This window comes from Microbulbifer hydrolyticus (assembly GCF_009931115.1).
Lineage (GTDB): Bacteria > Pseudomonadota > Gammaproteobacteria > Pseudomonadales > Cellvibrionaceae > Microbulbifer > Microbulbifer hydrolyticus.
Map to the genome: position 1 here is coordinate 1,622,332 of NZ_CP047491.1, position 25,641 is coordinate 1,647,972.

Consider the following 25,641-nt stretch of genomic DNA (forward strand, 5'->3'; position numbering starts at 1 on the left):
GGGCATTCAACTGACCAAGGTTTTGCATGACGCGCTATATTTTTGTCACTGGCGGCGTGGTTTCCTCATTGGGGAAAGGTATCGCTTCCGCTTCTCTGGCTGCCATTCTTGAAGCCCGTGGCCTCAAGGTCACCATCCTGAAGCTTGACCCTTATATCAACGTTGACCCGGGTACCATGAGCCCGTTCCAGCACGGCGAGGTCTACGTGACCGAAGATGGCGCCGAGACCGATCTGGATCTGGGCCACTACGAGCGATTCATCCGCACGCGCATGTCCAAGCGCAACAACTTCACCACCGGCCGGGTATACGAAACCGTGCTGCGCAAAGAGCGCCGCGGCGATTACCTGGGCGGCACCGTGCAGGTGATCCCGCACATCACCGACGAGATCAAGCGCCGCGTGATCGAAGGCGGCCGCGACGTGGATGTCGCCATCGTCGAGATCGGCGGTACGGTGGGTGATATCGAATCCCAGCCGTTCCTGGAATCCGTGCGCCAGCTGCGCGTAGAGATGGGCGCGCACCGCGCCCTGCTGATGCACCTGAGCTATGTGCCTTACATTGCCACCGCCGGTGAAACCAAGACCAAACCTACCCAGCACTCGGTAAAAGAGCTGCGCTCCATTGGCCTGCAGCCGGATATCCTGCTGTGTCGCTCCGAGCGCGCCATCGACGACGACTCGCGCCGCAAGATCGCCCTGTTCACCAATGTGGAAGAGCGCGCGGTGGTTCCGCTGCCCGATGCCAAGACCATTTACGGCGTGCCGCGCATGTTGCATGAATATGGTCTCGACGAAATCGTGGTGGAAAAACTGCAGCTGGAATGCGATGCCCCGGACCTGTCCGAATGGGACGCCGTGGTTGACGGCAAGCTGAATCCGCAGCACGAAGTCAAGATTGCCATGGTCGGCAAGTACATGGAGCTGTTGGATGCGTACAAATCCCTGATTGAGTCTTTGGTACATGCTGGTATCAAAAACCGGGTCAAGGTGAATATTGATTTCATCAACGCGGAAGACGTGGAAGGCGAGAATGGCCTCGATCTGATCAAAGACGCTGACGCAATACTCGTACCGGGTGGTTTCGGCGAGCGCGGCCTGGAAGGCAAGCTGGAGTCGGTGCGCTATGCCCGCGAAAACAATGTGCCTTTCCTGGGTATCTGTCTCGGCCTGCAATCCGTTGTGATTGAATATGCGCGCAACGTACTGGGTCTTGAGGGTGCCAACAGCACCGAGTTTGATACCAAGTCTCCGCACCCGGTAATCGGCCTGATTACCGAGTGGATAGACAGTGAAGGCAAGGTCGAGAAGCGTGATGAGAAGTCGGATCTCGGCGGCACCATGCGTCTCGGTGGTCAGGAATGTCGCCTGGCCAAAGATTCCAAAGCCCGGGAAATTTACGGCAAAGACGTGATTGTCGAGCGCCACCGTCACCGCTACGAAGTGAACAACAATTATGTTGATCGCCTGCAGAAAGCCGGCCTGAAAATTGGCGGCTGGTCGGCGGATGACACGCTGGTGGAAATGGTCGAGCTGCCAGAGCACGACTGGTTCCTGGCCTGTCAGTTCCACCCGGAATTCACTTCCACGCCGCGTGATGGTCACCCGCTGTTCGAGAGTTTTGTTGCCGCAGCGCTGAAGCACAAACAAGGGTAACTATATGCGAGCGGAGTAGCGAACGGGCCGCGGCCTGCTCGCTACTCTGTGCGCGCGTGAAATAATAGACAGCGATGACCAGAGTTTATCTGGCTCAGGAAGAGAAAAATGAAAAGCATTGAAGTCGGCAGCCTGCAGGTCGCCAACGATAGGCCGTTCACCCTGTTCGGCGGTATGAACGTTCTGGAGTCCCGTGATATGGCCATGAAAGTGGCCGAGCACTATGTCAACGTGACAGACAAGTTGGGTATCCCCTACGTATTCAAGGCGTCCTTCGACAAGGCCAACCGCTCTTCCATCCACTCCTACCGCGGTCCCGGTATGGAGGAGGGTCTGAAGATTTTTGAGGAAATCAAAAAGACCTTCGGCGTGCCGCTGATTACCGATGTGCACGAGCCGCATCAGGCCGCTCCGGTAGCGGAAGTGGTTGACGTTATCCAGCTGCCGGCATTCCTTGCCCGCCAGACCGACCTGGTCGCCGCGATGGCGGCAACCGGTGCGGTGATCAACGTGAAAAAGCCGCAATTCATGAGTCCGCCACAGGTAAAGAATGTGGTGGAAAAGTTCGCCGAGGGTGGGAACGAAAAAATCATCCTGTGCGAGCGCGGTGCCTGCTTCGGTTACGATAACCTGGTGGTCGACATGCTCGGCTTCCGCACCATGATCGACGCTTCCGGCGGTGCGCCGCTGATCTTCGACGTTACCCACTCGCTGCAGATGCGCGCCCCGGGCGGTGCCGCCTCCGGTGGCCGCCGTGGTCAGGTGACCGAACTCGGTCGCGCCGGGCTTGCCATCGGCATTGCCGGCCTGTTCCTGGAAGCCCATCCCAATCCCGAAAAAGCCCTGTGTGACGGTCCCAGCGCACTGCCGCTGGAGAAGCTGGAACCCTTCCTCGCGCAAATGAAGGCGGTGGATGACCTGGTGAAAGGCTTTGAGCCGCTTGATACCAAGTAAAGGGGCCGCAAATAAAGGGATAGTAAAACCCAATAACTAAAACGAGTGGCGCGTACAAAGCCGCCACCAACTCCAAACCTCACAGAAGACGATTTTTTCCGACTAACAAGGAGCCCGTTAAAACAATGAGCAAGATTGTTGCTGTTAAAGCTTTTGAAGTACTGGATTCGCGCGGTAACCCCACCGTTAACGCCGATGTTATTCTCGAGTGCGGCGCGGTAGGTTCTGCCTGCGCACCGTCTGGCGCTTCCACCGGCTCGCGCGAAGCCCTCGAGCTGCGCGACGGCGACAAAAGCCGTTACCTGGGCAAAGGCGTACTGAAAGCCGTAGAGAACATTAACGGTGAAATCGCCAAGCTGCTGGTAGGTATGGATGCAACCGATCAGCGTGCCCTCGACCAGGCCATGATCGATGCCGATGGCACTGAGAACAAATCCAAACTGGGCGCCAACGCCATCCTGGCCGTGTCCCTGGCTGCCGCCAAAGCCGCAGCTATTTCCAAGGGCGTCCCGCTGTACCAGCACATTGCCGAAATCAACGGCACCGCTGGCGAGTACACCCTGCCGGTACCGATGATGAATATCATTAACGGTGGTGAGCACGCGGACAACAACGTCGACATCCAGGAATTCATGATCCAGCCGGTGAAAGCGAAAACCTTCGCTGAAGCGCTGCGTCAGGGTGCTGAGATCTTCCACGCCCTGAAAAAAGTCCTGTCCGCCCAGGGCCTCAACACCGCGGTTGGTGATGAAGGTGGCTTTGCGCCGAACCTGCCGTCCAACGAAGGTGCCCTGAAAGTGATCGCCGAAGCAGTAGAAGCCGCAGGCTACAAACTGGGCGACGACATCACCCTGGCCCTCGACTGCGCCTCCTCCGAATTCTACAAAGACGGCAAGTACAACCTGTCTGGCGAAGGTAAGGAATTCGACAGCGAAGGCTTTGCTTCCTACCTGCAGGAACTGTCCGAAAACTACCCGATCATCTCCATCGAAGACGGCATGGACGAGAGCGACTGGGACGGCTGGAAAATCCTCACGGACAAAATTGGCAAGAAAGTCCAGTTGGTGGGCGACGACCTGTTTGTCACCAACACCAAGATCCTCAAAGAGGGCATCGAAAAGGGCGTTGGTAACTCCATCCTGATCAAGTTCAACCAGATCGGCTCTCTGTCCGAAACGCTGGACGCGATCAAAATGGCCAAAGACGCCGGCTTTACGGCTGTCATCTCCCACCGCTCCGGTGAGACCGAAGACACCACCATTGCCGACCTGGCCGTTGCCACCGCTGCTGGCCAGATCAAGACCGGATCCCTGTGCCGCTCTGACCGCGTAGCCAAGTACAATCGCCTGCTGCGCATCGAAGCCGAGCTGGAGGGCAAGGCGCCTTACCGCGGCATTGCCGAGTTCAAGTAAGAACTGAAGCCCGGTAAACTGGCTAAATCTCGTGGCGGCGGAGCCGCCACGAGATCCGAAACAATCGGACCACTATAGCCAGAAGAGAACACAAGAATGAAATGGCTGCTGGTAATCCTGAGCGTACTGTTGCTGATGACCCAATACCGATTGTGGGTGGGGGAAGGCAGCTTTGCGGAAGTGACACGCCTTGAGCGCCAGCTCGGCGAACAGCAGCAAAAGAATGCTGCACTCGAGCGGGAAAACCGTCAGCTACTGCGGGAAGTCCGCAGCCTCAAAGAAGGCACCGACGGTGTCGAGGCCAAAGCCCGCTACGACCTAGGCCTTATCAAAGAAGGCGAAACCCTGTTTATTTTTCTCGATCAGGACAAGCGTAAAGCGCCTGGGCAGTCACCGCGGGAAAAGCAATGAGTGGCCCACCCAACCCGATTGAAAACGCCTACTGGGTCATCGTCCCCGCCGCCGGATCCGGCAAGCGTATGGGCGCGGACAAACCCAAGCAGTACCTGCCACTCGCCGGCACTCCCCTGATCGCCCACACCCTGGATAACATTCTGCAGTGGCCTGGCCTTGCCGGCATCGTTGTCGCCATCGCGGCTGACGACCAGGAGTTTGAAGCCCTCACTGCCGCACAGGACCCAAGAGTTCATCGTGTCACCGGCGGCGCCGAGCGGGCAGACTCTGTCCTCGCCGCCCTCGACTACCTCAGCCAGCTGGCAGATCCCGAGACGAGCGTTCTCGTCCACGACGCTGCTCGTCCGCTGGTCAGTCGCAGCGATATACAAAGTCTCCTTAACGCCAGTGCCATCGCCCTGCTGGCCCAGCCCGCCAGCGACACCATCAAGCAATCCCGGTGCAGTAACGGGAAAACGCTGGTCAACCAGACCCTCCCACGGCAGCAGATCTGGCTCGCCCAGACTCCGCAGAAAGCGCCCCTGCAGCTGTTGCGGCGGGCGCTGCAACGCGGGCTGGAGCAGTGCCCGGAATCCATTACCGATGAAGCCAGCGCGCTGGAATTGGCGGGGCATGCTCCCGAGCTGGTTTCCGCCTGCCGCAGCAACTTCAAGATTACCCATCCCGCCGACCTGATGCTGGCGGAGGCACTGTTGCAACATCGCCAGGCGCTCGAACAAATTCAGTCAGGAACAGAATCATGAGTTTCAGAATCGGCCAGGGCATTGATGTGCACGCCTTCGGTCCCGGCGACCACGTCGTTCTTGGCGGCGTTCGTATCCCCTTCGAGCGTGGCCTCGTCGCGCACTCCGACGGCGACGTTCTGTTGCACGCACTGGCCGACGCACTACTCGGCGCGCTGGCGTTGGGCGATATTGGCAAGCATTTTCCGGATACTGACGACAACTATTCCGGTGCCGATAGCCGTGAATTGTTGCGCCACGTTGTTGGCCTGATACACCAGCGTGGCTACCGAGTGGTCAATGCCGACACCACGCTCATCGCGCAGGCCCCGAAAATGGCGCCGCACATTGACGCCATGCGGGAACATATAGCGGCAGATTGTCGGGTCAGTGCCGGCGACGTCAGTGTAAAGGCCACCACCAGTGAAAAGCTCGGGTTTACCGGGCGCAAGGAAGGGATCGCTGCACAGGCTGTGGTACTGCTGGAACAGGCCGACAAACCGTCAGGAAGCATTTCGTGACCGAACAGAATATTCAGCCCTGGGACCTCGACTGGCCGCGTGCTCTTGGTGGCGCAGCCATCCGGGCAGACTTCCGGTCCGTTCCGGAAGATTTTGTGGTGGACGAGCTCGCTGCACCGGAACCCGGTGAGGGAGAGCATGTGCTCCTGCAGATTAAAAAGCGGGGCGCCAACACCGCTTATGTGGCTCAGCAGCTGGCGCAACTTGCGGGTGTGCAGAGTAGGGATGTCGGCTATTTCGGGCTTAAGGATCGCCACGCGGTCACCACCCAGTGGTTCAGCGTGTGGCTGGCGCAAAAGCCGGAGCCGCAATGGCGCCAGTTGGACAGTGATGAAATTACCGTTTTGCAGCACTTTCGCGGTCCGCGAAAGCTGCGTCGCGGCGAGCACCTGGGTAACCGCTTTCAGATCCGCCTGCGCAACGTCAGTGGTGATCGCGATGCGGCCGAGGGCGTGTTGCGTCGGGTCCCGGAGGGGGTACCGAATTATTTTGGCGAGCAGCGTTTCGGGCTTGGCGGCGGTAACCTGGATTTGGTAAATCAACTTGCTGGGGAGCAGGAATCTGGCAAGCGCCGCCGAACTCCTCGCAATCAGAAAGCCTTTGCCATGTCCGCGGCACGCAGCTGGCTGTTCAACCAGGTCCTTGCCAGCCGTGTGTCGCAAGGCAACTGGCAGCAGATACTGGAAGGGGAGCCGGAGGACTCTGGCAGTGGGCCGCTGTGGGGGCGAGGGCGCAACCCGGCCGCCGATGCGCAGTTGGCTCTGGAAGAGGCCGCTATGGCACCGTGGAAGGACTGGCGTGACTGGCTGGAACACTGCGGCCTCAGTCAGGAGCGGCGCATGCTGGTACTTAAGCCGCAGGGCTTCCAGGCGGATTGGGAGGGCGAGGACCTTACGCTATCGTTCGCCTTACCGCCGGGTACCTTTGCCACGGCGGTACTACGGGAAGTGGCCGAGCTGGCCAATGTGTCCACTAGCGCAATAAAATAAACGACAACAAAATGTGACCGGTGGCACAATTGTGACCCCGGTGAATCGCCGGGTGACGATGTGCACCTCCCCGGGGTGCTCCATTGGCTCACCGGAACGGAAAGTGGCAGCCGGCGATGTCTTGCAGGGAGACTGTGCATCCTTATGGATCGATTTAGACATGAAGGCCTGGGAATGACTTCCCAGCGCACCCGCAACCGCCTGATTCAGCGATTGCGTGAAGAAGGTATCAGTAGCGAAGAGGTGCTGGACGTTATGGCGTCGACACCTCGCCACCTGTTCCTCGACGAGGCGCTGGCGATTCGCGCCTATGAGGATACCGCGCTACCGATCGGTTACGGCCAGACAATCTCCCAACCCTATATCGTCGCGCGCATGACGGAACTCCTGGTAAGCAGGGCGCGCTCCCGTGCGCGGGTGCTGGAAGTTGGTGCTGGTTCTGGTTACCAGACTGCGATTCTTGCTCGCCTGGTGGAAAAACTGTACTCGGTCGAGCGGGTTGAGCCGCTTTTGATCAAGGCCCGCCAGCGTATGCGCGAACTGGGTATTTACAATGTAGAGATGCGTCTCAGCAATGGCGGATTTGGCTGGCCGGAGCAGGCGCCTTTCGATGCGATCTTGTGCGCCGCGGCACCCGCCAGTGTCCCCGATGAGTTGCGTGAACAGCTGGCTCCTGGTGGCGTGCTGGTGATACCGGTAGGCAGTGACAGGCAGTACCTGACGATCGTCACCCGCAGCGAAGACGGGACCCGATTTGATGTCGAGAAGGCCGAGCCCGTGCGCTTTGTTCCGCTGCTGAGCGGAGTGGTGCGTTGATGGCGAGTCTGTGGCAAAGCCGCTATCTGGGTGTGGCCGCTCGCGGCCTGGCCATGGGGGCGGCAGACGTGGTACCCGGAGTTTCCGGAGGCACCATCGCATTCATTACCGGTATCTACCAGGAGTTACTGGACTCCCTCAGCCGGATAGGGCCACACACGGTCTCCACGCTGTTTAAAGAGGGGGTGGCGGTGGCCTGGCGCCAGATTAATGGCACCTTCCTGCTGGCGCTGTTTTCCGGCATCCTCACCAGTATATTCAGCCTTGCCAGGCTGATCAGCTATTTGCTGGAGCATTACCCCATTGTGGTCTGGGGGTTCTTTTTCGGACTGATCCTGGCTTCTGTGGTGCCTATTGTCCGGCGGATACCGCGTTGGTCCTGGCAGTGCTGGCTGGCGCTGCTGCTTGGTGGGTTACTGGCGGTGCTGGTCAGTGAAATGCGGCCAACGGAAATTGCCGCCACCCCCTACACGCTGTTTTTCTCCGGAGCCCTGGCTATTTGCGCCATGATACTGCCGGGGATTTCCGGCTCATTCATCTTGCTGATGATCGGCATTTACCCGCAGGTCATCGCCGCGGTGCATCAGTTTCAATTGAGTGCGCTCACCTGGTTTGGTGCCGGTGCAGTGACCGGGCTGCTGTTGTTCAGTCGCCTGCTTTCCTGGCTGATGCACCGGTTCCCATCGGTCACCCTTTCCTTTCTGGTTGGTATTCTGCTCGGCAGCCTGAAAATCGTTTGGCCGTGGAAGCTGGCGGTCGGCGAAGCGATTGGCTCGACTGAGAAACTGGCCCCGATGATGTCCAACGTATTTCCCGGTGAATTTTCCGCAGTCTCCGGCGAGCCTTCCTATATCGTTGGCGCTACGATGGCATCCGTGGTCGCGGTGTTGCTGGTGCTCGCCATTGAATGGTTTCACTGGCGCCATGTGGGAAATGTCGCACAAGGTTAGCGGGAGAATGCTCACAGTCTTTGTGTGCATTATCTCGTGGGGAATTGTCGGGTGACTTACAGGTCTGAACTGACTCAAGTCGTTGAGAAAAGCTTTCTACCAAGGGGACTGGAAGCGCCAGTTTTTTTGGCCGCCGGCAAGGGGAAAATCAGCACTTTTCTTTAGACACTTTTTCCATAAATGCATACCTTTGATGTAAAAAGAGAATAATGAAACGGCGTAAAATTCTACATAAAAACACCGCTGTAATCCGTGTCTCTGGGTGTTTTCTCCGCCAGCTTGGGTTATGCCTGTTAAAAATATTTAGCGTTTTTGTTCTGATCATTGCGGCCGGTGGTTGCGCCAGCAACCTGGCCCCAACCTCCTCCCTACAGCAACCACCGAGCCAGAGAATCAAGCACCATACGGTGAGCAGGGGGGAAACGCTGTACTCGATAGCTTGGAGATATGGTAAGGATTTCAAAGAGTTAGCATCAATTAATGGAATCCCCTCACCCTACAGGATCTTTCCCGGTCAGCGTCTCCAGCTTGCGGGCAGGGCACCTGTACAGGCGGTAACAACGGCTCCAGTGACGCCGGTTAAACCCGGTCGGGTACCCTCAAGTAGACCCGCGCCTGCTATCAAATCTTTACCAAAGCCTGCTAGCAAGAGGTCAAAAACGGTCAGTAACAAAACGGACATAAATTGGCGGTGGCCTGCTAAGGGCAGGGTGATCTCCCGCTTCCAGGCGAATAACCCATTGCGAAAGGGTGTTGATATCGCCGGGAAAAAGGGGGAATCTGTTCAGGCAGCAGCGGATGGCACAGTGATTTACGCCGGAAGCGCACTGAGAGGTTACGGTAAGCTTTTGATCATCAAGCACAGCGAGGAGTTCCTCAGTGCTTATGCCCACAACCACAAGTTACTTGTCGGGGAGGGCGCGAAGGTGAAAGCGGGGCAACGGATAGCGGATCTGGGTTCGAGTGGTACCGACCGCGATATGCTCCACTTTGAAATTCGTCGGAATGGTCAGCCGGTAGACCCTATGGGCTATCTGCCATAGTCAACTTTACCTCGTCGGAGCAAACTCCTGCCTGTGTTAATGCTGTTGTGCAATAAAAAAGGACTTTTATTTATAACCACTTGAGGTAGTCACCGGGATCGGCAGTAACTGCCCTGCAGTGACACAACTCACCAGCGAGGTGAGGTGCCGGGAACGGAGACTGTCGCATATGACAGCGACCGATTCAGCGATCGCGAACTGTCAAAGCGGCTGATACAGGCAAAGTACAAGGAGTTGGGGAAATGGAAGCACAACGACATGATCACCTGGAGCTCAACGCCAGAGCAGATCTTTCTCCCGAGCCAGTGGATCGGGACGGACCCATAGCAGAAACCAAGAAAAGCCGTGGTCGGAGCAAAACGGCAAAAAAAAGCTCCGAAACTATCTCTCACAAAACGAGCCCTTCAAAGGCAGCCTCGAAAGAAACACCCAAAACAACCTCCCAGAAAACCCCCATCCGAAAACTGGATGATGCCCACGGGCAAAAAAATCTCGACGCTACCCAGCTTTATCTCAACGAAATCGGTTTTTCTCCACTTCTGACCGCAGAAGAAGAAGTTTATTACGCACGCAAAGCCCTGCGAGGCGACGCGGCCGCGCGTAAGCGCATGATAGAGAGCAACCTTCGACTGGTTGTAAAAATCGCCCGCCGTTATGTCAGCCGTGGCCTGGCTTTGCTGGATCTGATTGAGGAAGGAAACCTCGGCCTGATTCGTGCGGTAGAAAAGTTTGATCCGGAACGCGGTTTCCGGTTCTCAACCTACGCGACCTGGTGGATTCGCCAGACCATCGAACGTGCCATCATGAACCAGACGCGCACCATCCGCCTGCCGATTCATGTGGTGAAAGAGCTCAATGTATATCTGCGCGCATCCCGTGAACTGGCGCAGAAGCTGGATCACGAACCCAGTGCGGAAGAAATCGCCAACCTGTTAGAAAAACCGGTAGAAGATGTAGAGCGGATGCTCGGCCTCAACGAGCGCGTTACTTCGGTTGATACCCCCATTGGACCGTCGTCCGAGAAGACCCTGGTCGATACCATTCCTGACCAGCAAGAATCAGATCCGGCAGAATTGCTGCAGGACAAGGATCTGTTCGATAGCATCAACCGCTGGCTCAGCGAGCTTCCGGACAAGCAGTGTGAAGTCGTTTCCCGTCGCTTTGGTCTGCGCGGGTACGAGGCCAGCACGCTGGAAGAAGTAGGGCGTGAAATTGGACTGACGCGTGAGCGAGTGCGTCAGATTCAGGTAGATGCACTCAAGCGTCTGCGCGAAGTGATGGAGAGCCAAGGTCTGGACGGGATGTCGCTCTTTGCCAATCTCTGATCCGATGCGTTATCGGGGCGTTTGAGAATTTGCAACGATAACCGGCTTCCATTCCCCTCTAAAACCCGCAACCTGTGTTGCGGGTTTTTTCTTTGGCGCCGGGGTTAGTTGCTATCTTACTTCTGCTTCCAGCGCCCGAGGTTGTCCTGGTAGTACTCGCCCTTGGATAGCCGGGCTTCCAGCTTTTCCGCAGCCCGCGCTGCGACCTGGCTGATATCAATATTATTGCGTTTGGCGATGGACGCATATTCCCGCTTGCGCTTGGCATTGACCTCTGCCACCAGCGCGTCCACTTCTGGCGAGCTCTCCTGTACTACGGCGATATAGCCACTATTCGCTTCACCGACCATTCCCTTGCTTTGCGCCTCTTTCAGCGAAATGGCGCTGGCGGGGAGGGCGATCAGCAGCGTGAGTGAGAAAAGTCCTGCAATGAGTTTTTTTGCTGATAATTTCATGGCTGTATTCGATTTCCTTGTCTCGTTCAATTTGGCTGTTTGAGGCTTGCGTGTTCCGGTTCAGGCATGCTCTGCGTTCCCCTGTGGAAATCGTGAATCAGAAAATGCCTTCTTTGTCTTCAAACAGATCGTCCAGTTCCTTGTCGACCTTGACGCGAATTTCGTGCTCAATCTTCACGTTCAGATTGACGGTTATCGGCTCACTGGGTGCCTGGACCGCTACTGTGGGCGTACAAGCCGTGGTAACGGTGACGCCGAGCGCGAGCAGCAGGCTGAGTGCCGAGCGCTTGAGGATTCCTGTCTGATTCACTGAATACTCCCGTTTCTCTCAGGTATTGCAGATTGCCAGGGCTCTGTAAAGCAGTTGACCGGCCCGACGGAGGCACCTGGGAGCTGTTGATGATTACTATAGATACTGCCGGATTAACCGTAACTGAACAGTGTACAGAAAACGGTGTTATCCCGCGCAAACCTTCTAAATGCCTTACTGTACCTGCTGTTCGAGCACATCCGTCAGGTCCCGGCTGGCCTGTAGCGAGCGCAGCATGGTGGGGATATTGTTCTCGAGGTTGAGGTTGATGATCAGGTCGCGGTTGGCGTCAATCGCATCACTGCGTCCGGTCAGCTTCAGGTTCAGTTTCAGGTCCCCACTCAGTGGGTAGGTAATGGTGCCACGTATGTCCCGGTAGTTGTAATCCTCCAGTGCACCGGCGAGTAGCTTTAGCTGGGGATTACTGCCTAGCATGGCGGGAGAGAAAGCGCCGTAGTATCGCAGGCGACCGCCCGGCGCACGGGACTGCAGTGACCCATTCTCAACCGTAATACCCTGCTGGTCCGTGACAAGGGGAATACTGGCGTCAAGCAGGCCACTGGCGGCGAAATTCTGTGATTCCATTTCCCGGGCAAGGGCGCCAATTGATATCCCGGTGAACTGGAGAAGGGAGTGGTGCTCGTCTCCGTTCAGGTTCCAGGTGAGTGCCTCCGAGGTCAGGGCGCCCTCCAATAGCTCGGCGGCGAAATTTTTCAGAGTGAGATCGCCGTCTGCCGCCAAGGTAAGATCGAAGTGGAGATTGCTGATTTTCACCCCGGTATCCACTGTGTCGATGGATACCCGAGCTGGCTTTTGGGTGACCCAGTTGTCACCATTTTGCTCAAGTTTCAGTGTTCCGGTTACGCCCACCGCAAAGCTGTCATTGTACTGAAACCCGGTGTTTTGCATCGAAAGTAATATTTTATCCCGTCCTCTTTCCGGCCAGTGCAGCTGCAGGTTGGCACTCACACTTCCGTCGACGATATCGACAGGCAGGCCCTGAATGGCTTGAGTCAGCGCTTTGTCCGGTGAAAATGCGCTCTCTGCCAAATTAAGCTGAAGGTTGCCCTGTCCGGTATCCAGGCTGTGTTTCCATACGCTGTTCATGTTGAGGGGGCCGCTCGATATCTCTCCATCGCCCGTCAGAAGACCATCGGTCAGCGCTACTTTCCCATCGGTGGCGATCGTCGCTTTGAACTGAGAGAGAAGCTGTACATTCAGGTTTTGACCTTGAAAATCGGCCCGGGCACGCAAGCCATTTTTTTTCCCGGTTTGGTTTTCGAGGGTTAGGTTGCGAAGAAACACGGCGCCGCTGACCCGGCTTTCGTCAATAGAAAGTGGCGCGATACTCAGTGCCAGTTGGGGCGATTCGCACAGGGCTTTCTCAGTGTCTATCCGGCATGAGGCCTTTTGCGTAAACAATTCTGGTGTCGACACCGATGCTGCACCTGAGATCAGTTTTTCCGCCAAAAGATTGAGTTCAGAAAAGACGATCTCGATACCTTCGGTACCGTCCGATTTTCTGACCGTGGTAGACAGGGCGATTTCCAGGTTTTCTGTCGCCAATGTAGCATCTTCCAGTTCCAGCTTATTCAGGCTTGCAGTCAGCGACAATGTGCAATCAATAGCTGGTAGCTTTCGGCACACCGTGTTAGCTAATGATCCTGACAGCACCGGATTACCTGAGGGGCGCTGCGCTTTTTCTCCACTCTGCTCGGATAGCTCGAACTCAAGTGCGGGAATACTCAATAGAACATCACCCGGGATTTTCTGTGCTGATACGGTCACAGGTTGGCTTGGTGTCACCTTCACTTTTGCGCGCTGCCAATTTACTGCCGCCAGTGGGTTGTCTTCGGCTGGCATGGTAAGGGCAAACCGTATAGGGCTCTCCGCTTCAACTTTTATAGACAGTTCCTTGGCGATTGAAGAGCCCTTTTTTTTGCCGATATCTTCGAGCGAAGGCAGTGTTGCTTCCCCACTGAAGCTTTGCACGCCACTGAGTTTGCTCACCGTATAGTTTCCAAACATGGCCTGCCACTTCGGATGGGAAAGCAGGGGTGCTGCGCGGTCGAGATAATAGCGGCCTTTGAATCGAACAGTGGGAATAGCGCTATCGGTAGCGAGGGTGACATCCGTTCCCAGTAACGCATCTGCAGCGACTGGCCCCGGAACCGGCTTGTTCTTTACTTCTACCTGTATGTCCTTTGGTGCTTTTGCCTTACTTTTATTCAGGGAGCCCACCTGCAGGTGAAACTGCCCCTGCACTGACGTTACCGCAAGCGGGTACACCGTCTGTAGGCCAAGTGACAATGGACCGCTGGCAGAATACTCGAGTGCAAGTGGAATACCGGCCAGGTTTGTCGGGAGTATTGCCGAGACAGAGGGCGCGTTGAGCGTTGCGGAAACTTTACTTAGGTCTTTTGCATTCAACAGAGCGTCGGGCATTTCTCCGGCGAGATTCAATTCAACCTCCCCGCTCAACGATTGGACAAACTCGGACCAGTCAATCGCTTCAGTGGTATGAACATTGCCTACTTTGGGCATCAGTGAAATATCCAGTTGTCTGAGCAGTGGCCCGAGGCGATCGGTTTCTACAATCAACCGGCTTTCCAGAGCCCAGTCTGCCCGGCTTTTCTGGTTGGAAGCGTTTCCTTGTTTCGTTAGTTTTCCCTGAAGCTCGCATACCTGGTGATTTTCGTGCGATAGCTTTGCCTGCACGGTGGCCTGACGATCGGGAAGATTCTGTAGTCTCACACCGATACCGCAGTTGGGACAGGCGGTGCTGAGGATTTGTGCTGAGATTTCTTGCCCCGGATTGTTCTCTGCGGACAGCGACAGGGACCCCTTGAATCTCTCTGGCCAGGAAAGTTGTGTGATCTCTACTGCCTGCACAGGCAGGCTTTGCAGCGTGCGTAAGGTCTCGCTTATCACAAAGGGTGAAGGTTCCGCAGGCCGTGTCTGTCCTCGGCCCTTTTCTCCTTCGGTGCTCGCGGAAGTGGCACCGGAAGGGAGTGCTGGGCGTTCTGGTGAATCCGGTGGCAGACTGGCGGCTGAGGACAACACGACCTTTTTCACATATAGCTGGCCCGTGGGAGTGGCACCTGTGCCTGTACCAAGCGCGTTGCTTAGCACCGAGTACAGCTCTGTCAAACGCACACCTTCGATATCGATGACAAGCCCATCACCACTGACCAGCCTGCTGTATGCAATGTGCGCGCTAAGGCTGCCTTGTGTGCGGGAAAGGGCCAGACCCCGGAGCTCGACCAGTGTGAGGTCCTCCAGCTGGTGATTGACGACGGCAGGTACCCAGGAATGTCGCGTCAACCAGCCGGAAACACCCACCAGCAGGAAAAAAAGCAGTGCACCTGCAATAAATAGGGAAAGGCGGGGGGCAAAACGCACGAAAACCTCGGTTGACTGGCTTGAGAATCAGCGACTAAATGTAGAGACTTGTTCAGAGAATAACGACAGGGGCAGTGATTGTGAAATATATGGCGGCAGTTTTACGTGCGGGGTATCGCAAAGGCCGGGTTGGCCTGGTAACAGTGATTCTGGCACTTGCGGGAACCTTGTCTCTGGTCAGCAGCGTCAGTGCCTATGACCGCGTCAATGGCGAAGGGTTCGCCAGCCGTTCTCCGGTACTGGCGACACAGGGCATGGCGGCAACCAGCCAACCCCTGGCTACCCAGGTGGCACTGGATATACTGAAGCAGGGTGGCAGTGCGGTCGATGCGGCCATTGCCGCCAATGCGGTACAGGGCTTGATGGAGCCCACGGGTAATGGCATCGGCGGGGACCTGTTCGCGATTGTCTGGAGCGCTTCGGACGGAAAACTGCATGGCCTGAATGCCAGTGGACGATCGCCCAAATCCCTGCTATTCAGCTATTTCGCCGACAATAACCTCGACAAGATTCCCTCTCACGGCCCACTGCCGGTGTCCGTACCCGGCGCGGTCGACGGCTGGTTTGAGCTGCATGAGAAGTTCGGCAAGCTGCCCATGAAGGAGCTTCTTGCGCCGGCAATCACCTACGCCAATGAAGGTTTTCCGGTAACTCAGCTGGTGGCCTATTACTGGAATCGCTCGGTGCCGATCCTTGAAAAATTTCCCGGATTCCGTGAGACCTACATGCCGAATGGGCGCGCACCGAAGGACGGGGAAATTTTCCGCAATCCACGCCTGGCCGGTACCCTACAGAAGATCGCGGATGGTGGCCGGGATGCCTTTTACAAAGGTGACATTGCCCGGGAAATTGACCGATATATGAAAGCCAATAATGGTTTTCTCTCCTACGATGACCTGGCCAGCCACAAATCTGACTGGATTGAGCCTGTTTCGACCAACTACCGTGGGTATGATGTCTGGGAGCTGCCGCCAAACGGGCAGGGCATTGCTGCACTACAGATTCTGAATATCCTCGAAGGGTACGATCTGAAAAGGCTCGGGCGCCAGAGCGCGGAGTATGTGCACCTGTTTGCGGAGGCCAAAAAGCTCGCATTTGAGGATCGTGCGAAGTATTACGCGGACCCGGAATTTAACCAGCTGCCTGTGGAGGAGCTGATTTCCAAGCCCTATGCGGACAAGCGCCGTAAGCTGATCAACCCGGATAGAGCGGCAAAACGTTACGATGCGGGCAATGTGGCCCTGCGGCATGGCGACACGATCTACCTCACTACCGCGGACAAGGACGGCAACATGGTGTCGCTGATCCAGAGTAACTACCGCGGTATGGGATCGGGTATGACGCCGGGCGACCTCGGTTTTATTCTTCAGGACCGAGGAGAGATGTTCAGCCTGAAAGAGGGCCATTTCAACCAGTACGAACCTGGCAAGCGGCCCTTCCATACCATTATTCCTGCATTTGTTACCAAAAACGGCAAGCCGTGGCTGAGCTTCGGTGTAATGGGGGGCGCAACCCAGCCACAGATGCACGCGCAGATAGTGATCAATATGGTCGACTTTGGCCTGAACGTGCAGGAAGCGGGCGATGCGCCACGCATTTTGCACAGCGGTTCCAGTCAGCCCACCGATGAAATGATGGAAGATGGCGGCTACTTGAGCCTTGAGGACAGCTTCCCCATGGAAACCCGACGTAAACTGGTTCAGATGGGTCATCAGGTTCGCTTTGAGAGCGGCCCCTACGGTGGCTACCAGGCCATCTTGAAGTCGGATGAGGGGGTGTATCACGGCGCATCGGAAAGCCGAAAGGACGGACAGGCCGCAGGCTATTAAACCGATAAATCAGCGCCGCCCGATTGGGCAGTGCACAGAAAGTCGGGTGGGCCACAGGGTCCCCTCGGAAGTGTTAAAAAACGGTAACGAATGACGACGCAAATGAAAGACGCCAAGCCCCAAACAGTTTACCTCAATGACTATCAGGCACCGGAATACCTGGTGGATCGTACCGAACTGACGTTCGACCTCGATCCGCAGTCGACGCTGGTCAAGTCGCACCTGAAGATCCGCCGTAATCCGGTTGCGGCGGATAGTGGAGGGCGCAGCCTGCCACCCCTGTGGCTCGACGGGGTTGACCTCGAGTTGCTTTCCATCGCTGAAGATGGCGAATTACTTCCGGCGCAGCGCTATCAGGAAGAGCCCGGCGGGCTTTCGCTGACAGTGACCAAACCTGAGTTCGAGCTGGAAATTCAAACCCGTATCGCACCGGAATCGAACACGTCGCTGGAGGGGTTGTATCTTTCCAATGGGATGTACTGCACCCAGTGTGAGGCGGAAGGCTTCCGGAAAATCACTTTTTATCCGGATCGCCCCGACGTGATGTCTGTGTTTACCACCACTATCGTCGCCCCGGCGAAATACCCCGTATTGCTTTCGAATGGCAACAAAGTGGATAGCGGTACTACCGATGACGGTCGCCTACGTGTCACCTGGGAAGATCCTTTTGCGAAGCCCTCCTATCTGTTCGCGCTGGTGGCAGGCGATCTGCAGTATGTGGAGGATTCTTTTACTACTTCCACAGGCCGGGCGGTAACACTGCAGCTCTTCACCGAGGCGCGTAATATCGGGAAGTGCGAGCATGCCATGGTCTCCCTCAAGCACGCCATGCGCTGGGACGAAGTGGTATACGGGCGAGAGTACGATCTGGATATTTTCATGATCGTGGCCGTAGACCATTTCAACATGGGTGCGATGGAGAACAAGGGGTTGAACATTTTCAACTCCGCCTGCGTGCTGGCCAGCCCGGAGACAGCCACGGACGCGGCTTTTCAGCGTATCGAATCCATCGTCGCCCATGAGTACTTTCACAACTGGTCCGGCAACCGGGTGACCTGTCGCGACTGGTTTCAGCTGAGCCTGAAAGAGGGCTTCACGGTATTCCGGGATGCGGAGTTTTCCGCAGATATGAACTCCCGTGCGGTAAAACGTATTGAGGATGTCACGCTATTGCGCACCGCCCAGTTTGCGGAAGATGCGGGCCCCATGTCCCACCCGGTCCGACCGGACTCCTACATGGAGATATCCAATTTCTACACGTTGACCATCTATGAGAAGGGCGCAGAAATTGTGCGGATGATACACACCATCCTGGGAGCTGATGCTTTTCGTCGCGGCAGCGACCTGTATTTTCAGCGCCACGACGGCTGTGCCGTTACCTGCGAGGACTTTGTCGTCGCGATGGAAGATGCCAATGGTGCGGACCTGAAGCAGTTTCGCCGTTGGTACAGTCAGGCGGGGACACCCATAATCGAGGTGGAAGACGAGTACGACGCGGAGCGCGCACAATACTCGCTGACTCTCCGCCAACGGACACCGGCGACGCCGGGCCAGGAAGAAAAGTTGCCCTTGCATATTCCGGTGGCGATCGGCCTCCTGGGGGCGGATGGTAAAGCATTGGTACTGGATAAGTTCGGTAGTACAGATACCGTGCTGCACCTCACTGAAGAGAGCCAGACTTTTACTTTCCAGGATATCGACGAGCGGCCTCTGCCTTCGTTGCTGCGCGGTTTTTCCGCTCCGGTGAAACTTCGCTATGGGTACACTGGTGAACAGTTGCAGTTCTTGATGCAGCACGACGCCGATGCGTTCAATCGCTGGGATGCCTGCCAGCGCCTGGCGCTGAATACCCTGTCGTCCCTGCAGGGGCAGTATCGAGCCGGTGAAACACTGGATACACCGAGTGCATTGATCGACGGGTTTTCGGTACTCCTGCAGAATTCGGAGCTCGATCCCGCACTGGTTGCAAAGATGCTCGCCTTGCCGAGCGCCCAGGAACTCGCGGAGCAGGGTGATGAAATTGACGCAGCGGCAATTGTCGCGGCCCGCGATTTTGCCCGGCAGTCCATCGCCGTCGCCCTGAAGCCACTCTTTCTGGCGCGTTACCAGGCATTGGACCAGCGCAAGCCCTATCGGCCGACGGCAGATGATATTGCACGGCGCGGCCTCAAAAACACCTGTCTCGCTTACTTATGTATGACGCAGGATCAAGACGCACTGGCTCTGGCAAGAACCCAATTTGAGCGGGATGAAAACATGACCGATGTGTCGGCCGCTCTCGCCGCGATGGTCGAATACGGTCCCAAGGATGCTGCAGAACAAACACTGGAATCGTTTTACCGACAATGGCAGCAGGACACCCAGGTGGTGGAAACCTGGTTTGGCCTGCAAAGCAGCAGTGCGGGCTTTGGCACCCTGGACCGGGTACGCGAGCTGATGGCGCATCCGGCCTTCGAAATGAAGAACCCCAACAAGGTGCGCGCCGTGGTGGGCGGATTTGCCATGCGTAATTTCAATCAGTTCCACCATGAAGATGGAAGTGGCTATGAGTTCCTTGCGGATCAGGTGATCGCCCTGGACAAACTGAATCCGCAGATTGCCTCGCGTCTGGTCACCCCGCTTACGCGCTGGAAAAAATATCGCAAGCATGAAGCCGGGCAGATTCATAGCGCACTAAAGCGGATATCCGATAGTGGTGAGTTGTCTGCCGACCTCTATGAGATGGTCAGTAAAAGTCTGGCGTAATACATGCTAGAGACGGTTAAAAGGGGCCCCAGGCCCCTTTTTTATTGGATCCGATGCTCTCCTTTTCCATTCCGCTCGCGCCCCAGCTCGACAAGTGTCAGTGTCTTTGCATGCAGGTTTAGGTGGGTCAGCGAGGTATAGTCCGGAAAGAACTGGGCGACTTTTGCATCGTTGCGCAATGTGGCAACTACGGAGTTGATCACCATAAAGTGGCAAAATATGAGCGTCGTATGTGTTGAGGCTGCTGCGGCTCCCGAGTCCAGCGTTAGAAGGTAGCGCATCAGCCGGTCGCGCCATTGGTCTTGTGCGGGGCTGAGGCTGTCCCAGCTGTTGTGCAGCAGTTGACGAATCCAGGCTCCGCGCTCTTCCAGTGGCATTCCCTGGGGGGAAGGGATCTCGATCACGTCAGCGGTCTCATGGATTTCCTTTCCCCAATGGGTCGCAATCGGTATTGCCGTCTGCATTGCGCGAGATTTCGGGCTACTGACCAGTCGAACCCCTGTACCGCCGGGAAATCGTTTGTCGAGCTCGGGAATCAGGGCCTCGGCCTCTTGTTGCCCCTGTTCGGTCAAGCCCGGATCGGCATCGGCCCCGGATTTTGCGGCCTCTCCGTGGCGGACAAGTATTATCTGATGCAAAACGCTGGTTCTCCCTGGATTTCAATCGTCGCTGACCATGATAACCGACTTGCACGGCGGCAGGCTGTCGAGGTTAAAGCACCGTTACAGGAAACCGTGCATTTGCGTATCCTCCAGTCCACTCCAGAGATCGTGTAATCCATCGAGGTCCAGAGGATTTTTGTGCGGGCTACCGAAGTGGTGGCAATGGCCCTCTCCACGCGGGGAGTGGCAGGGGAGAGTGCCAGCGCAAATCGTTCAGTGGGGGCTGCGCGTAGGGCACACCGAGAAACTGCCAAATTAGAGAAGGTCGACTGGGTTATGAACAAATGGTTACTGGAGAGAAAAATAAAAATTGCCCAGAAATACGGTTGCATTGGATGGGAAGTCCGATATGATTAAAAATTCCTGTCAACATTTGGTACATCCTGGCAGCCACATCCGAACCGAAACTGAAGGCTCAACGCGAGAACTACTGTGAATCCTATCTCCACCCTCAATACCAATGCCCGTCGTTGCGGAATGATCCCAGCGCACGCGATTGGTATGTATGTGGTGTGTGAGGGGGTGTGTATGTCGTGTTTTGTGTGGCTATCCAAAACCCTGCGTAAACACCTGGTCACTTCTGCGGTCCGTACTGCTGTGGCGATCCGAGTGCGTAGACTGATTACCTGACAGTTAACTAATTTTGTGCTGGAGGGTTTGAACAAAACCCTTCAGGAAAAAACCCGGAGGGTTCTGCCCTCCGGGTTTTTTTATGCCGAAAATTTGGGAGATACGGCAATGGACAGGCAATGGTGGCAATCACTGTACGGCTTACCGCCCCTGATATGGATCGTTTTACTCGGTAGTTTCTTTGGCCGCGGCACCTATTTTATGGTGTGGCCGTTTCTGGCAATTCTGCTACATGACAAGTTTGCACTTGGCCCCGGTGCCATCGGTGTGATTCTCAGTGTTTCGGCAATGGCCTCGGCTCTATTGGGGTTTTACGTCGGCGCGCTTTCCGATCGCTATGGCAGGCGCCGGGTGTTGATTCTGGGGACTGCAATCAATGCATTTGCATTTCTGGTTTTGTCGATGGCCGAAAGCCTTGCCGCCTTTGTGGTGTCGATCACACTATGTTCGGTCGGCCGGGCTATATGGGAGCCGCCGGCAAGCGCGCTGTTCGGTGACTTGATCCACGAAAAAAAGAGCCGTGAACTTGCACTGCAGTTCCGATATTTTCTGGTCAATGTGGGTGCGGCTCTGGGGCCAGTGATCGGCGTCTGGGCAGGTATCAGCGCACAGCAATCGACCTTCGGGCTGACAGCCCTGAGTTACTTGTTGTTGTGTCTGGGGTTTGTATGGGCCTTCCGGTATTCGGTTGCGGGCAAGCAGTCTGTGGCGCAGAGGCATACCGTGACGGACTTTTCCGGGACGCTGCGTGTATTGCGTCAGGACCGGGTGTTTTTGGTCGTCGTGCTGGCGAATATTCTCACCCTGTTTATCTACGCCCACTTTGACACAAGTCTTGTCCAGCACCTGACACAGTTACAGGCCCCGGCCCTTGTTGGTTTGATCTCCAGTATGATCCTGATAAACGCCTTGACCATCGTGGTGTTGCAGTTTCCATTGTTGCGAGTGATGCGGGGTTTTTGCGTCAATAACCGGATGCTGACCGGCGTTATTATCCTGGCGATGGGGCAGGTCTGGTTTGCGCTGAACCCAGCGGACTTTACGTATGGATGGTTGGGCGCAACGTTCGTGGTCAGTGTTGCCGAAGCTATCCTGTTTCCCACAATGAGTATCCAGATAGACCGAATGGCTCCCCACCACCTTCGCGGCAGTTATTTTGGTGCGGCTTCCTTCTATACGTTTGGCTGGTCGAGTGCGCCCCTCGTTGGCGGTTTTATCATCGAGTGGCTGGGCGGAAGCTTCCTGTACTGGAGCATGTTCGTCCTTTGTGGGCTTGTGGCGATTCTGTATCGTCACAGCCGCCGGATAAGTGAAGGTACCTCTCAGGTGCGCAGTGCTAGCAGCAAGGATTATGACGACAGGCCTGACGGGGAAGTCGAAAACCCGGATGGGGCAGTGGAGTCAAAAACGTCAGCTATGGCATAAAAATTAGAGACAAACAAAATGGCCCCGCTCGCGGGGTCTTTTTGTAAGTGGCGCAAAATGATCTCTACCGGAATTTTCTCCCTTTTCAGTGCAGTCTCCCTGCTAAGTTTGCAAACCTGATCATATTCACGTCGTGAGGTTTTCTATTTTGGCGTCACGCGACTTTTCTGGGCATATATTCATTTTCTCAATTTGGGCCCCTGTGCTTGAAAAAAACTAATAACTCATCCATACCAAAAACATGCCTGGTTAAAAATTGGGCATTTAGGGTGAATATTGTACTCTGACGCTGTTAGGCTCGGGTGCTGGTTCATCAATTTTGGTCAGGGCCTCATCAGCGGATGGTGAGAAGAGTAGGTAGGCAGGATGCAAACCCAGGTAGTTGATAAGTCGAGTGGCGTCCTGAGTTCGTTTGATTCCACCAATGTGGTTTTGAACTCGCCAGGCTTCGTCAAACTTGCCCTAGCGCAAGAAGACATAGTGTCTTTTTCCAGGGCCGGAGATGATCTGATTATTCAGCTGGAAAACGGCGAAGTAGTCACGATCGAAAACTTTTACTTAGCGGATTCCGCCAGCGCACAGAGTGATCTTTTTATCGAAGATCCGGAGTCGGGTGCAGTATTACTCGCTCAGAAGGGTGCGGATGGCTCCATTTTTTCTATGGCGCAAGTCAGCAGTAGTGCCGACGTTGCAGGCGTAATTCCCCCCACGGGTGAGTATGTCTGTCCGTGGGTATGGGCCGGGCTGGCAGCGCTGGGGATTGTGGGCATCGCGGCGTCCCTGGACGATGATGATCCCAGATCTCCGAGATTTGAGCCGTATGAGCCTCCTGCGGAACCGCCAGAGCCGCCCGGGGGAGGTGAAGAACCGCCCGGAGGTAAACCACCGCCCGGAGGTGAAGAGCCACCGGATGGTGATGCGGATGCGGACTCTGACGCGGACGCCGATGCAGACACCGATGCTGACGCGGACGCCGACGCGGATACGGATGCCGACGCGGATACGGATGCCGACGCGGACGCCGATGCGGATACGGATGCCGACGCGGATGCCGACGCGGATGCCGATGCGGATACGGACGCCGACGCAGACGCCGATGCGGATACGGATGCCGACGCAGATGCCGATGCGGATACGGATGCCGACGCAGACGCCGATGCGGATACGGATGCCGACGCAGACGCCGATGCGGATACCGACGCAGACGCGGACGCCGATGCGGATACGGATGCAGACGCGGACGCCGATGCGGACACGGATGCCGACGCAGACGCCGATGCGGATGCCGATGCGGACGCCGATGCGGATACCGACGCGGATGCCGATGCGGATGCCGACGCAGATGCGGATGCCGATGCGGATGCCGATGCGGATGCCGATGCGGATGCGGATGCCGATGCCGATGCGGATGCCGATGCGGATGCTGACGCGGATGCCGATGCCGATGCCGATGCCGACGCGGATGCCGACGCAGATGCCGATGCGGATGCCGACGCCGATGCGGATGCCGATGCGGATGCCGACGCGGATGCCGATGCCGATGCCGATGCGGATGCCGACGCAGATGCCGATGCCGACGCCGACGCCGACGCCGATGCGGATGCCGACGCCGATGCGGATGCCGATGCGGATGCCGATGCCGACGCTGACGCCGATGCGGATGCCGACTGCGATATCAATATCGATATCGACATTGATATTGACATCGACTGTGAGTGTGACGCCGATGCTGATTCAGACGCAGACGCAGACGCAGACGCAGACGCAGACGCAGACGCAGACGCAGACGCAGACGCGGATTCGGATGCCGACTACAACTTCAGCTACGAGCTTGATCTCCACGGATATGACGTGGACATTGATATCGATGTTGATATTGATAAAACGGGCAGTCACAAAGATGGTGATTGTGAAATAGATATTGATATCGACATAGATATCGACATCGAGTGTGATGCCGACGCAGACTCGGATGCGGATGCGGATGCGGATGCGGATGCGGATGCGGATGCGGATGCGGATGCGGATGCGGATGCGGATGCGGATGCGGATGCGGATGCGGATGCGGATGCGGATGCTGACGCCGATGCCGATGCCGATGCCGATGCTGATGCCGATGCCGATGCCGATGCTGACGCCGATGCCGATGCCGATGCCGATGCTGATGCCGATGCCGATGCCGATGCGGATGCGGATGCTGACGCCGATGCCGACGCTGACTGTGACGCCGACGCCGACGCCGACGCCGACGCCGACGCCGACGCCGATGCCGATGCCGATGCCGACGCGGACGCCGATGCGGATGCAGATGCGGATACGGATGCTGACGCAGACGCCGATGCGGATACGGATGCCGACGCGGATGCTGACGCAGATACGGATGCCGACGCGGATGCTGACGCAGATACGGATGCTGACGCGGACGCGGACGCTGACGCTGACGCGGATGCTGACGCAGATACGGATGCTGACGCGGATGCTGATGCAGATACGGATGCTGACGCCGATGCCGATGCCGATGCTGACGCAGATACGGATGCCGATGCTGACGCTGATGCCGATGCCGACTCAGACTCGGATCGAGACTTGCCGAATGGTATCTCTTACGTCGCCTTCAGGCTGGAAGATGGGCAGATCATCAAGGTCGAGTATGGAGACGAGGATGACATCAAGGATCCGAGTCAACCGCAAAGCCTGATCGACTGTATCGAAGAGGAATACGGCTCCGAAGTTGTCGAGTACATCATCAAGGCGGGTAACTCCCACTACGATGAAGAAGGCAACGTCACCACCACCGATGGCTGGCCAACCAACCCGGCTGGCAATGTCGGAGGGCCCGGAGTCGAAACCGTCCAGCTGGATGAACTCTGTGACGACGATGAGATGATGCAGACGGAAAATGAATCATCGAATCTGATGTTCGCGGAGCTGGGTGCTGACTTGGATCAGCTCGGTGAAGCAGAAGGTCTTGATCAACATGAGCTCCAGGCAGTCAAAGAGGCCATCCAGGCCCAGCTGGAAGAGGCTCTGGGCGATGTGATCAGTCTGGGTGATGTCTTCGCGGACAATGACTCGGATTCACCACAGCTGGAGGCCAGTGAACAGCCGCCGACGCTTGAGGATCTTCTGCTAGACGTCGTCGACGAACTCACGTTGCCGGGATTCGGCTCCAGTATCTCTCTTACAGAGGGCCTGGGAGGCGCTGTAGACCTTGGCGAACCGTGTGACACATTACCTCAGGATATGGATGACCCGATGAGGGACCTCTGGTCTCAAAACGGTAACCACGATCTCTAGGTAAACGTCTACTGATTGGCCCAGTATTTTGGGCGCCATAAGCACCGGGCCACAAGCCCGGTGCTTTTTTATTGAACTAGAATTA

20 protein-coding genes are annotated in these 25,641 nt (G+C 56.5%); 15 read left to right on the plus strand and 5 right to left on the minus strand.

The genetic code is table 11. The annotated features are described in order from the left end of the window. Window positions 1–26: 26 nt before the first annotated feature. The 11 genes from GTQ55_RS06885 to rpoS all read left to right on the plus strand — a co-directional run bounded on the left by GTQ55_RS06885 (window position 27) and on the right by rpoS (window position 10,801). Window positions 27–1,655 carry a CTP synthase gene (locus GTQ55_RS06885; protein ID WP_161858068.1) on the plus strand — a complete coding sequence of 543 codons (1,629 nt, stop codon included), beginning with the start codon at window positions 27–29 and terminating at the stop codon, window positions 1,653–1,655. Between the two features lie 108 nt (window positions 1,656–1,763). Continuing rightward, on the plus strand, window positions 1,764–2,609 hold the full coding sequence (kdsA, locus tag GTQ55_RS06890) for a 3-deoxy-8-phosphooctulonate synthase (RefSeq protein ID WP_161858069.1): 846 nt from the start codon (window positions 1,764–1,766) through the stop codon (window positions 2,607–2,609). Window positions 2,610–2,734: 125 nt separating this feature from the next. After that, complete coding sequence (gene eno / locus GTQ55_RS06895) at window positions 2,735–4,021, plus strand: phosphopyruvate hydratase (RefSeq protein ID WP_161858070.1); 1,287 nt, start codon at window positions 2,735–2,737, stop codon at window positions 4,019–4,021. A gap of 96 nt (window positions 4,022–4,117) precedes the next feature. Then, window positions 4,118–4,432 carry a septum formation initiator family protein gene (locus tag GTQ55_RS06900; RefSeq protein ID WP_161858071.1) on the plus strand — a complete coding sequence of 105 codons (315 nt, stop codon included), beginning with the start codon at window positions 4,118–4,120 and terminating at the stop codon, window positions 4,430–4,432. After that, window positions 4,429–5,178: a 2-C-methyl-D-erythritol 4-phosphate cytidylyltransferase gene (gene ispD, locus GTQ55_RS06905; RefSeq protein WP_161858072.1), complete on the plus strand. Its 750-nt coding sequence runs from the start codon at window positions 4,429–4,431 to the stop codon at window positions 5,176–5,178. Before GTQ55_RS06900 ends, ispD begins: the two co-directional genes overlap by 4 nt. Continuing rightward, the gene (gene ispF, locus GTQ55_RS06910; protein WP_161858073.1) at window positions 5,175–5,678 is read left to right on the plus strand and encodes a 2-C-methyl-D-erythritol 2,4-cyclodiphosphate synthase; all 504 of its coding nucleotides are present in this window, start codon (window positions 5,175–5,177) and stop codon (window positions 5,676–5,678) included. Before ispD ends, ispF begins: the two co-directional genes overlap by 4 nt. Then, a complete protein-coding gene (truD, locus tag GTQ55_RS06915) occupies window positions 5,675–6,667 on the plus strand; it encodes a tRNA pseudouridine(13) synthase TruD (RefSeq protein WP_237567866.1) in 993 nt (330 codons plus the stop codon). The genes ispF and truD overlap by 4 nt, the downstream gene beginning before the upstream one ends. Window positions 6,668–6,841: 174 nt before the next feature. Beyond that, window positions 6,842–7,483: a protein-L-isoaspartate(D-aspartate) O-methyltransferase gene (locus tag GTQ55_RS06920; protein WP_161860055.1), complete on the plus strand. Its 642-nt coding sequence runs from the start codon at window positions 6,842–6,844 to the stop codon at window positions 7,481–7,483. Next, complete coding sequence (locus GTQ55_RS06925) at window positions 7,483–8,433, plus strand: DUF368 domain-containing protein (protein WP_161858074.1); 951 nt, start codon at window positions 7,483–7,485, stop codon at window positions 8,431–8,433. The genes GTQ55_RS06920 and GTQ55_RS06925 overlap by 1 nt, the downstream gene beginning before the upstream one ends. A gap of 209 nt (window positions 8,434–8,642) precedes the next feature. Then, window positions 8,643–9,476, plus strand: coding sequence for a peptidoglycan DD-metalloendopeptidase family protein (locus tag GTQ55_RS06930; protein ID WP_183946568.1), 834 nt, complete (start codon window positions 8,643–8,645; stop codon window positions 9,474–9,476). 242 nt (window positions 9,477–9,718) lie between these two features. Then, window positions 9,719–10,801 (plus strand): RNA polymerase sigma factor RpoS, encoded by a 1,083-nt coding sequence (gene rpoS, locus GTQ55_RS06935; RefSeq protein WP_161858075.1) that lies wholly within the window; start codon window positions 9,719–9,721, stop codon window positions 10,799–10,801. 116 nt (window positions 10,802–10,917) lie between these two features. Here the strand turns inward: rpoS and GTQ55_RS06940 are convergent, their stop codons facing one another. From GTQ55_RS06940 to GTQ55_RS06950, 3 genes are all read right to left on the minus strand, one after another. Beyond that, on the minus strand, window positions 10,918–11,256 hold the full coding sequence (locus GTQ55_RS06940) for a YdbL family probable chaperone protein (protein WP_161858076.1): 339 nt from the start codon (window positions 11,254–11,256) through the stop codon (window positions 10,918–10,920). A gap of 97 nt (window positions 11,257–11,353) precedes the next feature. Then, window positions 11,354–11,566: a YnbE family lipoprotein gene (locus GTQ55_RS06945; protein ID WP_161858077.1), complete on the minus strand. Its 213-nt coding sequence runs from the start codon at window positions 11,564–11,566 to the stop codon at window positions 11,354–11,356. A 174-nt stretch (window positions 11,567–11,740) separates the two neighbouring features. After that, a complete protein-coding gene (locus tag GTQ55_RS06950; RefSeq protein ID WP_161858078.1) occupies window positions 11,741–14,968 on the minus strand; it encodes an intermembrane phospholipid transport protein YdbH family protein in 3,228 nt (1,075 codons plus the stop codon). A gap of 89 nt (window positions 14,969–15,057) precedes the next feature. Here GTQ55_RS06950 and ggt point away from each other — a divergent pair, with 89 nt between their 5' ends. Both ggt and pepN read left to right on the plus strand, forming a co-directional pair. Next, on the plus strand, window positions 15,058–16,797 hold the full coding sequence (gene ggt, locus GTQ55_RS06955) for a gamma-glutamyltransferase (protein WP_237567913.1): 1,740 nt from the start codon (window positions 15,058–15,060) through the stop codon (window positions 16,795–16,797). 102 nt (window positions 16,798–16,899) lie between these two features. Then, a complete protein-coding gene (pepN, locus tag GTQ55_RS06960; RefSeq protein ID WP_161860058.1) occupies window positions 16,900–19,542 on the plus strand; it encodes an aminopeptidase N in 2,643 nt (880 codons plus the stop codon). A gap of 41 nt (window positions 19,543–19,583) precedes the next feature. On the opposite strand, the gene GTQ55_RS06965 is transcribed toward pepN, so the two are convergent. Next, window positions 19,584–20,180, minus strand: coding sequence for a histidine phosphatase family protein (locus tag GTQ55_RS06965; protein ID WP_161858079.1), 597 nt, complete (start codon window positions 20,178–20,180; stop codon window positions 19,584–19,586). Window positions 20,181–20,349: 169 nt separating this feature from the next. Continuing rightward, on the minus strand, window positions 20,350–20,442 hold the full coding sequence (locus tag GTQ55_RS18105) for a carboxylesterase family protein (protein WP_161858080.1): 93 nt from the start codon (window positions 20,440–20,442) through the stop codon (window positions 20,350–20,352). Between the two features lie 407 nt (window positions 20,443–20,849). Between GTQ55_RS18105 and GTQ55_RS06975 the strand changes: the two genes are divergently transcribed. Both GTQ55_RS06975 and GTQ55_RS06980 read left to right on the plus strand, forming a co-directional pair. After that, window positions 20,850–22,259 (plus strand): MDR family MFS transporter, encoded by a 1,410-nt coding sequence (locus GTQ55_RS06975; protein WP_237567867.1) that lies wholly within the window; start codon window positions 20,850–20,852, stop codon window positions 22,257–22,259. Between the two features lie 366 nt (window positions 22,260–22,625). Continuing rightward, window positions 22,626–25,556, plus strand: coding sequence for a BapA/Bap/LapF family prefix-like domain-containing protein (locus GTQ55_RS06980; protein WP_161858082.1), 2,931 nt, complete (start codon window positions 22,626–22,628; stop codon window positions 25,554–25,556). Window positions 25,557–25,641: the final 85 nt, after the last annotated feature.